This window comes from Bacillus sp. ES1-5, from assembly GCF_022487605.1.
GTDB lineage: Bacteria > Bacillota > Bacilli > Bacillales > Bacillaceae_G > Bacillus_A > Bacillus_A wiedmannii.
The window spans coordinates 25,920-39,252 of the sequence record NZ_JAKVPU010000011.1 but is presented as its reverse complement, the minus strand read 5'-3'; the positions used below and the strand labels follow the sequence as shown (position 1 = coordinate 39,252).

General features: G+C 38.9%; 13 protein-coding genes. All 13 read right to left on the bottom strand.

What is annotated here, in order from left to right; all coding sequences use genetic code 11:
- Window positions 1-28 precede the first annotated feature (28 nt).
- Window positions 29-220, bottom strand: a complete 192-nt coding sequence (locus tag MKO96_RS25135) for a YjcZ family sporulation protein (protein ID WP_172553722.1) — start codon at window positions 218-220, stop codon at window positions 29-31.
- Window positions 221-388: 168 nt separating this feature from the next.
- Window positions 389-1,714, bottom strand: a complete 1,326-nt coding sequence (gene gntP, locus MKO96_RS25130; RefSeq protein ID WP_240589026.1) for a gluconate permease GntP — start codon at window positions 1,712-1,714, stop codon at window positions 389-391.
- A 115-nt stretch (window positions 1,715-1,829) separates the two neighbouring features.
- Complete coding sequence (locus MKO96_RS25125) at window positions 1,830-2,555, bottom strand: GntR family transcriptional regulator (RefSeq protein WP_097917782.1); 726 nt, start codon at window positions 2,553-2,555, stop codon at window positions 1,830-1,832.
- Window positions 2,555-3,571 (bottom strand): sugar kinase, encoded by a 1,017-nt coding sequence (locus MKO96_RS25120; RefSeq protein ID WP_240589025.1) that lies wholly within the window; start codon window positions 3,569-3,571, stop codon window positions 2,555-2,557. The genes MKO96_RS25125 and MKO96_RS25120 overlap by 1 nt, the downstream gene beginning before the upstream one ends.
- A complete protein-coding gene (gene dagF / locus MKO96_RS25115) occupies window positions 3,564-4,319 on the bottom strand; it encodes a 2-dehydro-3-deoxy-phosphogluconate aldolase (RefSeq protein WP_000181913.1) in 756 nt (251 codons plus the stop codon). The genes MKO96_RS25120 and dagF overlap by 8 nt, the downstream gene beginning before the upstream one ends.
- A gap of 1 nt (window position 4,320) precedes the next feature.
- On the bottom strand, window positions 4,321-5,424 hold the full coding sequence (locus tag MKO96_RS25110) for a DgaE family pyridoxal phosphate-dependent ammonia lyase (RefSeq protein ID WP_240589024.1): 1,104 nt from the start codon (window positions 5,422-5,424) through the stop codon (window positions 4,321-4,323).
- The gene (locus tag MKO96_RS25105) at window positions 5,402-6,502 is read right to left on the bottom strand and encodes an amidohydrolase/deacetylase family metallohydrolase (RefSeq protein ID WP_240589023.1); all 1,101 of its coding nucleotides are present in this window, start codon (window positions 6,500-6,502) and stop codon (window positions 5,402-5,404) included. Before MKO96_RS25105 ends, MKO96_RS25110 begins: the two co-directional genes overlap by 23 nt.
- 276 nt (window positions 6,503-6,778) lie before the next feature.
- On the bottom strand, window positions 6,779-7,639 hold the full coding sequence (locus tag MKO96_RS25100; RefSeq protein WP_240589022.1) for a M15 family metallopeptidase: 861 nt from the start codon (window positions 7,637-7,639) through the stop codon (window positions 6,779-6,781).
- An 82-nt stretch (window positions 7,640-7,721) separates the two neighbouring features.
- On the bottom strand, window positions 7,722-8,828 hold the full coding sequence (locus tag MKO96_RS25095; protein ID WP_240589021.1) for a HAMP domain-containing sensor histidine kinase: 1,107 nt from the start codon (window positions 8,826-8,828) through the stop codon (window positions 7,722-7,724).
- Window positions 8,821-9,519, bottom strand: coding sequence for a response regulator transcription factor (locus MKO96_RS25090; protein WP_076541074.1), 699 nt, complete (start codon window positions 9,517-9,519; stop codon window positions 8,821-8,823). Before MKO96_RS25090 ends, MKO96_RS25095 begins: the two co-directional genes overlap by 8 nt.
- A 180-nt stretch (window positions 9,520-9,699) precedes the next feature.
- Window positions 9,700-10,806, bottom strand: coding sequence for an o-succinylbenzoate synthase (menC, locus tag MKO96_RS25085; RefSeq protein WP_240589020.1), 1,107 nt, complete (start codon window positions 10,804-10,806; stop codon window positions 9,700-9,702).
- Complete coding sequence (locus tag MKO96_RS25080; protein WP_240589019.1) at window positions 10,807-12,252, bottom strand: o-succinylbenzoate--CoA ligase; 1,446 nt, start codon at window positions 12,250-12,252, stop codon at window positions 10,807-10,809.
- 202 nt (window positions 12,253-12,454) lie between these two features.
- Entirely contained in the window at window positions 12,455-13,273 is an 819-nt protein-coding gene (menB, locus tag MKO96_RS25075) for a 1,4-dihydroxy-2-naphthoyl-CoA synthase (protein ID WP_000963888.1), read from the bottom strand.
- Window positions 13,274-13,333 lie beyond the last annotated feature (60 nt).

The window sequence follows — 13,333 nt, the reverse complement described above, 5'->3', positions numbered from 1 at the left end:
GCACAAGGCTATTTTCAATAGTTTTTAATTAGCAGCAATATCCACCATAGCCGCCGCCATAACCGCCGTAACCACCATAACCACAACCGCCGCCTCCGCCGAAGCAGCTAGCACCGATGATGATTAATAAAATAAACAATACGATTAGAAGCGCAAAACCGCCTCCGCACCCATTTCTGCGGTTACAATCATCATGTCTATGTTCACACTTTTCGCTCATTACTCTATTCCTCCTTTAGTATCATTCATAACAAGTTCTCCTTGCTCTAAATGAGGGGATTCCATTTATAGTATGTTTTCAGGGCGAATAGGAAGCTTGACCTTATTAAAAACGGGCTTGTTTTTGGAAATGGGCTTCATCAAAAAAAGATACCTGTTAAGGTATCTTCTAAATAAACATATTCAATAAAAGTGCAAAACCAAATGCGATAAATGATAATAATGTCTCCAGTACCGTCCACGTCTTAAATGTTTCCTTCACCGTCAAACCTAAATACTCTTTTACAAGCCAGAAACCTGCATCATTTACGTGAGAAAACATTAATGATCCTGCACCCGTTGCAATAACGAGCAATTCTAAATTTACACCAGACATGTGCTGAATAACTGGTGAAACAATTCCTGCTGCTGTCGTTAATGCTACTGTCGCTGAACCTGTTGCAATTCGAATTAATCCAGCTACCATGAAAGCTAATACAATTGGTGATAACGATATATGTTCTGCTATTTGTGCAATCGCCGTTCCAACGCCGCTTTCAATTAATATTTGTTTAAACCCACCGCCTGCACCGATAATTAAAATAATGGAACCGACCGGTAGTAAACTTTCGTCCGTTAATTTTTTAATGACCTTTTTATTAATTCCTTGTCTTATTCCAAGTAAATAAAATGCTGCGAAACACGAAATAAGTAAAGCAATTACTGGACTACCTACAAATACGAAAAATTCAGTTATCTTTTTCGGTAATGAAATATACGGTGCAACTACTGATAAAATCATTAATACAACCGGTAATAAAATAATAAAGAATGAAACTTTACGACTTGGTAAATCAGTTGATACAGTCGTAACTCGAACTAGCTCTGGTTCATTTTCAGGTATAACCCTTTTATGTACCCACTTTGCAAATATCGGTCCTGCAATAATGGCTGTTGGTAACGCAATAATTAATGAATATAAAAGCACCTTTCCTAAGTTCGCGTTATAAATACCGATTGCTGTCATCGCCCCTGGATGTGGTGGCACAAGCCCATGCACAATAGATAATCCAGCAATGACAGGTAACGCAATTAATAATATATTTTGTTTCGTCGTTTTTCGAATTGAAATAACGAGTGGTAATAAAATGACAATCCCCACTTCAAAAAATACTGGAATTCCTATAACAAACCCTGCAAATAACATAGCCCACGGTAGTTTCTTCACACCGAAAAATCGAATAAAGAAATCTGCCACTTGCATGCCGGCCCCCGAATCAGACATCATTTTCCCTAAAATTGTTCCGAGAGCTAAAATACCAACTAAATGCCCTAGTACACTACCAACACCAGTTTCATAGGCAGTCACTATTTTCGTTAAATTCAGTCCAGACATGATAGCTAAAAATAAACTCGCAACTGTTAAACTAATAAATGCATGCCATTTCCACCATGATACCCCTAAAATAACAATCGCGATTGCAAGTAACGTGACGATTAATAAGTATATATCCATCTCTCATTCCCCTTACTTTTACCCCGTATTTGTGGACAGTAAGCACCCGATTGGTGCGGGATGAATCCAATTAGTGTTTCACTTTATAAAAAAAGAGGGCGAATACCCTCTTTTTTTATACGTCATAATTCACTACATAATGCTGCATTTCTGTATTGTAGTAGCCTTCGCTATATTCAATTACTTCGCCAACTTCATCGTAAGAATAGCGCATACGTTTTAATAACGCTGTCCCCTCTTTTTCGCCTAACGCTTCTGCAACGAAACTAGGCGCAAGTCCAACAGCGAATTCATCTCTGAAGTTTTCTAAATGTATACCTCGGTCTTCAACTAAATCGTAAAGCGATTGTAGGTCAAAGTCCGATAAGTCTGTACTTGCCATTCGTGCTGAGAAATAGTGCGTATAATGAATGTACGGTGCATCATTTAACGTATATAAACGTTCGATACGAAAACTCTCCTTACCGAATAATCGAAATGGAACTGTTCCTTCTTCATTATGAACGACTTCTGCTTTTAACAATTTCTTCTGTACTTTATATCCTTCTTCCACTAACACTTCTGTAAATTTCTTTCCCTTTGACAACTTTGTCGCAGAAGTATTACGGATGACTTTCGTTCCTTTACCGCTTTTCTTTTCCAAATATCCTTCTTGAGCAAGTTCTTTAATCGCATTACGCACTGTAATTTTACTCACTTTGAACTCTTCTTCTAACTGCGGTTCGGAAGGAATATTCGTATGAATCGCATATACACCATGTAATATTCGATCACGAATAATATTTTTTATTTGTAAATATAATGGTCCTTTTTTCCTCGTTACGTTCACCGTTACACCCACTACCTTTCTACATCACCTACTGATGCCGTCATTGCCCGAAGTATATCCTTCTCTGATGACATTGGCGTATCACCGACGATTGTATGTGCAAGCATTCCAGCTGCTGACGCAAATGAAACAGCTTTCTCTGGTGCAAACTCTTCTATCTCGCCATGAATAATCCCGCTCGTATAAGCATCTCCAGCACCTATTCTATCATATACAGAAAACGTAAGTGTTTTTGCAAAAGTGAACGCACCATCTTTACATATAAACCCACGAAGTGAGTGTGTATTATCGCTATTAATAGAGCGATGTGTACCAGCAATTGTAGCAATCTGATATGTTTCAGCAACCTTTGGAATAAGATCAACAAGTTGCGCCTCTCGCTCTGTCTCTTCTGTTTTCATTCCAAGGACGAACATTGCATCTTTTTCGTTCATCATAACGATATCAGCAAGAGCCAGCATTTCTTCATAATGCGGTTTCGCCTGCTCATATCCATCTTCTCCCCAAAGTGATGGACGATAATTGCAATCAAAAACAACAGTGCCTCCGCTTTCTTTAACTGCTTTCGCTAAAGATTTCATATGATGACGCACCGTATCATTCATCGCAAGTGTAATCCCGCAAAAATGAACGATATCAATTTCCTTGGCGATTTCTTCAAATTGATACATGTCTTCATATGCCGTATTGAAGCTACTTTCTAATCGATTTGAATATGTAACGCGGCTTGCACGTGCACCAAATCCATTTTCTAAAAAGTACATGCCAACATATTTACCGCCTCTTGAAATAAACGGCGCCTGAATTCCTAACTTTTGAATGTGCGATACCGCAGCATCCCCAACAGAGTTTTCCGGTAAAGTTGAAATAAGAAAACCTTCATGCCCTAGATGAGAAAGCGCCGCTGCAACGTTCACACCTGTACCAGAAAATGAGTAATTTAATGTGTTAGCTTGTGACAACAATTCATATCCTGGTACTTGCAGGCGCATCATTACTTCGCCGAATGCTGCAATTTTCTTACGCATATTGATCAACTAACTTCTTCACTACCGCTAATAATTCACGAACGTCTTCTGTTTTCGTATTACCAGTTTCTTTATCAATAATAGAAGAGTACACGTGCGGGATAACTTGCTCTACATTTGCCTCTAATGCGATACGTACAATTGTTTCAAAGTTTTCTTTATCAATTCCGCCTGTTGGCTCTAATGCAAAGCCTTCTTCCGCACATGCTTTCGCAACTGCGCGATATTCTTCTTCATGCGCTAACCCTTTCATTGGGAAGTATTTCAATGAATTTCCGCCCATATCACGTACAAGTGCGATTGCTGTTTTAATTGGAACGATTGCTTTTTCTTCTCCAGCTGCACTAATTGGACCAGTAGAAATATTTACGTACCCTACTTTTCCTGTTGGTGATACTAAACTATTAATCCAGCTATCTTTTCCGCCAAGATTTGCACGTGTCGCTCCAACTGAAGGGAACACTTGGTTAATATGGCTACCTGGATAATGCTTCGCAATTTCAGCTACAACTGCCGCTTGGCGATTATCTCCTGCTCCTAGTCCGATTGATACAGCGTCATCAATTTCTTTTCCGTATGCTTTCATCGCTGTAACTGCTTCTTCTACTGTTGGATAGTCTTTTGATAACACTCCAACAACTACATAACCTTCTGCTGCTTCAAAAATGTCTTTCGCATTTTCGATATTGTTCGCTAATACATTTAATGCTACGCGGCCTTTATAAAAACGTTTTTGAATGTTTGTCATTTTAGTTTCCCCCTACAATTTCTCTCATTTTTTCTTCAATCACATGTATGTCATCACCTTGAAGTGGACGTGGATCGATATCAAAGAATCCTTGTCTTACTCCGTAATCACGCGTGTAAATTGCGATTTCCCCGTCGCTTAATGCAGTCACAACGTCTTTTGCCGTTTTATTTAACTCGTTCTCGTTAATATGAATACGAGCTCTAAAGATTGCTCTTCCCGCTTCATCTTGAACAATCGTTACATTTACGCCGTTTAATTCTTTTAGCGGCATAAGTACTTGTAATAACTCTTTTTCTTGCTCACTCTTATCTTGTTTTACTCCGTACTCATCAAGTGCTTGAAGTAAGCCGAAAGTTGTTTCTTTCCCAACTTTCATACTTCTTCCGATGCAATGTAATTGCACTTTCAGCCACTCGATATATTTTCGTTTACCGCCGACAATACCAGAAGTTGGTCCTTCAATTGCCTTCGAACCGCTATAAATGGCAAGGTCTGAATACTTCACATATTTTTGAATATCTTCTTCAGCTGCCGCATCGACGATAAGTGGTATGTTATTTCGCTGCGCAACTTCCCATGCTTCTTCAACAGAAATCATATTTTTTTGCACGGCATGATGGGATTTCACATATAGAATCGCTGCTGTATTTTCGCCAATCGCATCTTCAATATGCTCTGCTTTCCCTTCATTTGCGTAGCCAACTTCTACAAGTTTACCGCCGCCTAAATAAATCATCGTTTCAACAGGAGCACCGTATTGAACGTTATGACCTTTTAACATAATCACTTCGTTTTTCGCGATGACCTCTTGATGAAGTCTTTCACTTTTACGGCGATTTCCTTCTGTAACGATACCAGCGATAGAAAGCGCAATTCCGCTCGATGCTGAATTCACAACGACCGCTGCCTCTGAATCTAGAATTCTCGCAATATGGTCTCCCGCTTTATCTACTAAATCAGCAATTTCCACATAATTTTGTCCACCATATTTCATCGCATCCATAACTGTATTTGTCGGAGCGGATACACCTAAAATACTCATTCTACCGCTCGCATTAATCACTCTTTTTAATCCGTACTTAGCATTCAATGAATGACCCATTAATTACAACCCCTTTCGTATCAATTCTTCTTCCAGCAATGCGCTGATCTCCTTCTGAATCAATTAACGTAATCGGTTCATCTTTCACCGTAAATAAAGTTAAGTTTGCAATATCGCCTTCTTCAATGCGACCAAGCTCTGGCTTCTTCAGCCATTCTGCTGCATTTTTCGTCACCGCATCAATTACTTCTTCTAGCGGATAACCTAAGTAAAGGAATTTCGAAAGAACGTGAGCCATACTATACACTGGACCGTGTATACGGTTCTTCCGGTAAATATCTGTACTAATTGTATTAAAGGCAATATCGTGACGCTTCGCCGCCTCTGCTACTTTAAAAGAAAAACTAGCATTACCGTGACCAACATCTAAATGAACACCGCGATTCACTGCATCTAGTAACACAGGTAGCGGTTTACCTTCTTCATCAAATAAATTATTTTCTTTCCCGTTTAAGTAATGTGTAATGACATCATCTTTTTCTAAAAGAGGTACAACTTCCTCAATGCGAGGGGGGGCTGAACCGATATGTACCATAATCGGTAATGATGTTTCACGAGATAAAGAGCGTGCAACATGAAGCGGTTCAATTCCACTATCACAAACGACACTTTTACTCATTCTCGCCTTTAACCCAACGATGACATCTTTATACTTTTCTACTGCTTCTATTACTTTCTCTTTATCTATCCATTCCATATTGGATAATTCATCAATTCGTTTCAAACCGATGCGAGAAATATTTAAAAAGGCAAATAAATTTGTTTTCGCCTGTTCTCTACTTTGTACTAAATCTGCAATGCGATCAGCTCCGCAGCTACCCGCATCAACAATTGTCGTTACCCCTTGCTTAACGCCAATTTCATCCACCTCATCGCCATACGGATCAAACTCTGGAAAAGCATGAACGTGTAAATCAATCCAGCCACTCGATACGTAAGTACCAGAGTAATCAAGAACTTTTCCACCTTCACCAGCACCAGCTTTCGTCACCTGTGCGATTTTATTATTTTCAATTACAATGTCAATCTCTTCCCCGTTCACACGTTTCACATTACGTAGTACGAATCGTTCTGTCATTGTATTTCCACCCTTTTCTATAAGAAGCCATAAGAATACGCTTACATTAAAATTTCATTTTATATCTCTTTCACACGTTTAGCGTAACACAAAAAAAGAGAGAAGTAAATATAACGTTATAATGTTTAAAAGTAAATAAAAAGATGCTACTCAAAATGCTAATAGTACAGGAAATTATATCAACGATTCGACAAGGAATATCGATTTACCGACAAAAAACGTCGATCCCTTTCTTATATAAGAAAAGGATGCTCCAAAACGGAACAACCTCTTTTTCTATTCCTGCACCGTCACAATAACCCCATCCATATTATTCCCCGAAATTTCATACTGCTTATTCGCTGGAACATTCACTTTCCTGTTCTCTGACACTTTATAATAAGAAACCGTATATTTCTTACCTTCCACATTCGTTGAAATTTCTTTTTTCTCTTTTAAGAAGTCTAAGTATTCCTCTAATGTAATTTTCTCCTTTTGCATAATCGCACTATGCGGTAAGCCTACATAACGTATATGCCACGGCTCATATTGAATGCCTGTAATATGACTTTTATTTTTCGGATAACGTAAAACAAAGCCATGCTTCCATACGTTCTCTTCAATCCACTTTCCTTCAGGGGCTCTCTCCATTTTCTTTTGCGTAGATCCAATGTCGAGTGATAATCCTAAATTATGTTCACTGTATCCTGCTGGAAGTGCATAATCAGAGCCCATTTTTTCATATAACTTTTCTTGCTCATTAAAATCTCGATATCCGCTATTCATTAAAAAATGCTGTACGCCATCTTTCCCAGCTGCATCGACAACGTTCAAAAACTTGCTCACAACATCCTTTGATAAACGAAGATTCCTATCAAATATCACATAGCCTCTTACTAATTCACTATTATGATTTACATTTATAATATCGGATCTAATACTATCTTTTTTAACGGGGTAATCTTTATTAACTAATAATAGATTACCTTTATAAACTTGTTCTTTTGTAACCTCTACCTTTTCAATATTCGCCGATTTTACCTTATTATCTTTTCCCGCAATTTTAACATCGATCTCCTTTTGAAATAACGGTGATATATAAAAGCCTACACAGACTGTACATAATATAAAAAGAGAAATAAATACCCACTTTTTCATTTCTAGTTCCTCCTTAACGTGACTTACGTATAGAATAGAAAAAACTATTAAAATAAAAAGTGGGGTAAAGTTTAAATTTTTATTAAATTGCTTCGCTTTCTTCTTTTGGTAATCTTACTTCAAATATCGTTCTAATTACATTACTTTCAGCAGAAATCTTCCCATCATGCTGTTCAACAATATTTTTCGCGATAAATAAACCAAGGCCTGTACTACCTTGTTGCTCTGACCTTGCTTTATCACCTGTATAAAACATATCAAAAAGATACGGTAAATCTTCTTCCGGAATGCTATCTCCGTAATTAATAATTTGTACGACTACCTCTTCACTCTCAACATATGCGTTCACATCGACAAACTTTCCATCATACCCGTAACGAATCGCGTTCGTTAAAAGATTTTCAAATACCCTCGCTAATAATTTTCCATCACCGCTAATGGGTAAATAAGAATCCATGTTCAATCTCGCTTCTAAACCCTTTTTCTCTAATAACGGATACAATTCTTCCTCTAACTGTATAAGCAATTCACTTATATCAATTGGTCTTTTGTCCAGCTGCAACATCCCATAATTCATTCTCGTAATTTCAAATAATTCATCAATTAAACTTTCCAGCCTTTCGGATTTCGTAAAAGCGATTGTGGAAAAATGTTTAATTTGTTCTTTCGTCAAATTCTCATCTTTAAGAATTAAATCTAAATAACCTAAAACAGATGTTAACGGCGTTCTTAAATCGTGAGCTAAATTAACAATGAGTTGGTCTTTACTACTTTCCGCAAAGTCTCCTCGTTCAACCGCTTCCTTTAATTTTTCACTCGCTACATTTATTTCACGTGCGATATATCCAAACTCATCATTAGATGAAACGCGCACTTCATTTGTAAAATCTCCGTTCGCCAAATGGTGAATCCCGTTTGAAATCTCATCAAAATATTTTACATAAGGCCTAGTAAGGAAGAAGAAAAACATAATAGACAGAGGGATAAAAATAATTAAAAAGAAATTAACATCCCCAATTTGTCTTACCATTGAACGGAATTGGGCTAATGGATCTTCAAAACGAACGACTAATTTATAGTAGATCCGTAAGCCTTCATAAATGATATACGTTACCCCACCAGCTAATATCATACTTAACGCAAATAGCATAACCATCTTCGAGCGAAAACTTCTCATCTTTTTAGCCATTGAAAGTATACCCTACTCCCCACACTGTTTTTATTAACTTATTCTTTCTTTTATCTTCTCCAAGTTTTTTCCGCAGTGTACGAATATGTACCATAACTGTATTTCCACTTTCATAATAACCTTCAGCCCATACTTGCTGAAAAATATTTTCCACATTGTACACTTTCTTCGGATGGCTCGCTAATAAATATAAAATATCAAACTCTTTCGGTGTTAATTCAACTTGTTCTCCGTACACATTTACTGTTCTTCGCTCAGGATCAATAACAACTCCGCCTACCTCTAAAGCAGATTTATTCTCCGCTACTTTCGGCTGATTTAACGTAAGAAATCGGCGTAATTGTGCATTTACACGTGCAACTAATTCAATCGGTGTAAAAGGTTTCGTCATATAATCATCTGCACCTAACACTAAACCTGTCACCTTATCAAAATCAGACGTTTTCGCACTTAAGAAAATGATTGGCATATGATGCTTCGCGCGAATTTGGCGCGTCACTTCATAACCATCCATTTTTGGCATCATAATATCTAAAACCACTAAGTCGATTGGCTGCGTTTCAATAACATGAATTGCCTCTTCTCCATCAGCTGCCTTCACGACGTGGTAACCTTCTTTTTCTAAATGTATCTCAATTAAATCAGCAATTTCTGCCTCATCATCTGCTATTAAAATTGAAATGTTCTTCATTTTACTCCCCCTTGTATACGCTCGATTGTAAACTAGTCTATCCAATTTGTACAATACGAAAAGGTTACTCGCGGGAGTAACCTGAATAAATAAAATTATATCAGCGATTATTGAAATATATCGACTTACCGACAATTAACAACAAAATCCTACCGTTATTTGCGGGCATCCTGATTAAATTCACCGCTCCAAAACTATCCGCTGCTTCGTGATTTGCGCCAGCCTTCCTCGATTAACTTCATACTCAGTGTCAACACTTTGCGGTACAATCACCTTTCCGCCCTCAAGCATCACTTCCGGCGAAATAATATCCTTCTCCCAATGTCTACTAGAGGCAGATATATCTCCTGGAATCGTAAAGTTTGGCAGTGAAGCAAGCGCAACATTTTGTGCTCGTGAAATCCCCATCTCTATCATACCACCGCACCAAACTGGTATGTTATGCTCCTTGCAGTAATCATGAATTTGAATGGATTCTGTTAATCCACCCACTCGCCCTGGTTTAATATTAACGATGCGGCAACTACCAAGCGTAATCGCAACGCGCGCATCTTCTAAACTATGGATACTTTCGTCTAAACAAATCGGCGTTTCAATTTTCTTTTGCAGTTGTGCATGATCCAGAAAATCGTAATCCGCTAACGGCTGTTCAATCATCATCAATTGAAATTCATCTAATCGCTTCAACTTCTCCGTATCCGCTAATGTATACGCTGAATTTGCATCAGCCATTAACGGGATGTTCGGAAACTCTTTGCGAATTTCTTTCAGTAATTCGTAATCATGTTCTGGCTTTATTTTCACTTTAAAGCGCTCGTATCCTTCTTCCGCGTACTTCTCGATTTGTTTTAACATAGTAGGAATTGTATTGATCCCAATCACAACGCCGACTTCAATTTCAGACCTATTTCCGCCAAGCAATATCGCTAACGACTGCTTTTGACGCTTCGCATATAAATCCCAAACAGCCCCTTCAATTCCTGCCTTTGCCATTCGGTTTCTTTTTATATGCTGGAACAAACCTGGCACTTCATTCGGATGGGAAATTTCAGCTTTCAATAAATCCGGTAATAAAAAATCCTGAAGTACATGCAGCGTTGTCTTTACTGTTTCTTCCGTATACCACGGCTCAGAGAATGCAACGACTTCACCAAATCCAATGTGTCCGTCCGTATCTTCTAATTCAATGACCATACTTTCACGCTTTTCATAAGTTCCGTAGCTTGCAGCAAACGGAATGACGAGTGGCATTTCCGTTATATGAAGTGTCGCTTTTTTTATTTCCACTTACATCTCCTCCACTAATTGTCTTAACTCTCGTCTTAACAATTTTTTCGAAGCATTTCGTGGTAATTCCTCTAAGAAACATGCTTTCTTCGGCACTTTATATTTCGCTAATTTCTCCTCGCAAAAATGCAGAATTTCTTCTTCTGTTACCTCTCCACTTTTTACAACAAAAGCAGCAGGTACTTGTCCCCATTTATCGTCAGCCATACCGACAACACCAGCTTCCGCTATCATCGGATGAGAGAGTAACACTTCTTCAATTTGAGCCGGATATATATTCTCTCCGCCAGAAATAATTAAATCACTGCGGCGATCTAGTACGTATAAAAATCCTTCTTCGTCTAAATAACCGAGGTCACCAGTATGAAGCCATCCGTTTTGAATCGTTTCGCGTGTCGCATCTTCACGGTTAAAATAACCACCTGTTACATTCGGTCCTTTTACTACGATCTCGCCTTCCGCAAACGGCGGCACTACTACGCCATCTTTTTCAATACGAAGTTGGCACTGAAATAGTGGTTTCCCAGCTGATCCTACTTTCGTTAACATGTAGTCTGCGGATAACGTACAAATTTGCGACGACGTTTCTGTCATACCGTACGTTTGATACACAGGAATTCCTTTTTCTACACAAGTTTCTAATAACGGTTTCGGCGCTGGCCCTCCGCCAAGTAACATGCAGCGTAAAGAAGATGGATATGTCTCTTCTCCAAGTCTCTCTAATAAATCAGTTAACATTTTAGAAACGACAGAAATGATCGTAACATCTCTCGTTTGAAGTGCTTTATGAATAAAATCAGCATCATATTTCGGAACAAGTAAAATACGCATGCCGTACATAATATTTTTCATTAAAAGAGATAACCCACCAACGTGGAACATTGGCATACAAGCTAACCAGCAATCATCATCACGAAGCCCTAAATTAAGTGAAGAACCGACTGCGCTTGCCCAGTGATTGCCGTACGTTAAAATAACACCTTTCGGTTTCCCTGTCGTCCCTGACGTATAAATAATTGTCATCGCTTCTTCTAAAGAGAATTCTTCTTTTATAGAGGCTTCCGCCTTCGATCCATTCATCACTTCGGCAAATGAATATACAAGAACATCTTTAGCCTCAAAATCTTGATCCGTCACTAAGCATACAACTTCAGCATCATCCATTTGCCAAAGTAGCTCTTCTCTTGAAAGACGCGTATTTAAAAGCACAGCTACTGCACCTACGTAAGATAGGGCGTGAATAACTGTAATCATCTCCATACCATTTTTCATCAGAACAGCCACCTTTTGCCCACGCTTCACTCCTACATGTGTGAGGTGTTCACAAACAGATACTACTTTTTCATGCAGCTGCATAAAAGTAACTTTCTCTTCCTCTATTTCAATTGCATTGCGATCTGGTGTTAAAAATGCACGTTGCATTAACCAATTCGGCATCGTCGTCATCATTCATTCTCCTTTCATGAAAGAAAGAGACTTGATATGACATCAAGTCTCTTAGTTGTTTTGTTTCCGGTTTGATCTCATCTAGCTACAGCGGCTAGAACAGTCGGTCGTTTCACGCCTTCCTACGAGGCAAAAAGCGCCTCTACGTCAGGAGTTCCAACGCCCTCTTGTTCTGAACGAGCTGCTTCCGCTTTTGGTTTGATCACGGGAAACGAGGGAATTGACCGAAGTCCGGACTGCGTTTTTCTTTGAACGCGTCACGACCTTCTTTTGCTTCGTCAGTTGTATAGTACAATAACGTTGCATCTCCAGCTAGTTGTTGAATACCAGCTAGACCGTCTGTGTCTGCGTTGAATGCAGCTTTTAGGAAACGAAGTGCCATTGGGCTGTTTGCTAAGATTTCTTGTGCCCATTGTACTGTTTCTGCTTCAAGCTCTTCTAATGGTACTACTGTGTTTACTAAGCCCATATCAAGCGCTTCTTGTGCGCTGTATTGACGGCATAGGTACCAAATTTCGCGAGCTTTCTTGTGGCCTACCATACGAGCTAAGTAACCAGCTCCGTATCCACCGTCAAAGCTTCCTACTTTAGGACCTGTTTGTCCGAATACAGCGTTGTCTGCAGCGATTGTTAAGTCACATACGATATGAAGTACGTGTCCACCACCGATTGCATAACCTGCTACCATTGCGATAACTGGTTTAGGAATTGCGCGAATTAGACGTTGTAAGTCTAATACGTTTAAACGAGGGATTTGGTCGTCACCTACATATCCACCATGACCGCGAACTTTTTGGTCGCCGCCAGAACAGAATGCACGTCCACCTTCACCTGTTAAAATGATAACGCCAACATTTGCATCATCACGAGCGTGTGCAAAAGCGTTGATTAACTCCATTACCGTTTTAGGACGGAATGCGTTATGTACTTCAGGACGGTTAATCGAAATCTTTGCGATACCATTGTATGTTGAATAAATAATATCTTCGTAATTGCCTTCTTTTACCCATTCAATAGCCATTACAACTACCTCCTTGTATATTTCTGATTTCCGCTATAAGTGCAACTTCCTTCCTAGATG

Excerpts from the sequence above, each read along its gene's own strand:
- MKO96_RS25135 (WP_172553722.1), bottom strand. The coding sequence starts at position 220 with ATGAGCGAAAAGTGTGAACATAGACATGATGATTGTAACCGCAGAAAT.
- gntP (WP_240589026.1), bottom strand. The coding sequence starts at position 1,714 with ATGGATATATACTTATTAATCGTCACGTTACTTGCAATCGCGATTGTT.
- MKO96_RS25120 (WP_240589025.1), bottom strand. The coding sequence starts at position 3,571 with ATGCGTAAGAAAATTGCAGCATTCGGCGAAGTAATGATGCGCCTGCAA.
- dagF (WP_000181913.1), bottom strand. The coding sequence starts at position 4,319 with ATGACAAACATTCAAAAACGTTTTTATAAAGGCCGCGTAGCATTAAAT.
- MKO96_RS25110 (WP_240589024.1), bottom strand. The coding sequence starts at position 5,424 with ATGGGTCATTCATTGAATGCTAAGTACGGATTAAAAAGAGTGATTAAT.
- MKO96_RS25105 (WP_240589023.1), bottom strand. The coding sequence starts at position 6,502 with ATGACAGAACGATTCGTACTACGTAATGTGAAACGTGTGAACGGGGAA.
- MKO96_RS25100 (WP_240589022.1), bottom strand. The coding sequence starts at position 7,639 with ATGAAAAAGTGGGTATTTATTTCTCTTTTTATATTATGTACAGTCTGT.
- MKO96_RS25095 (WP_240589021.1), bottom strand. The coding sequence starts at position 8,828 with ATGGCTAAAAAGATGAGAAGTTTTCGCTCGAAGATGGTTATGCTATTT.
- MKO96_RS25090 (WP_076541074.1), bottom strand. The coding sequence starts at position 9,519 with ATGAAGAACATTTCAATTTTAATAGCAGATGATGAGGCAGAAATTGCT.
- MKO96_RS25080 (WP_240589019.1), bottom strand. The coding sequence starts at position 12,252 with ATGACGACGATGCCGAATTGGTTAATGCAACGTGCATTTTTAACACCA.
- menB (WP_000963888.1), bottom strand. The coding sequence starts at position 13,273 with ATGGCTATTGAATGGGTAAAAGAAGGCAATTACGAAGATATTATTTAT.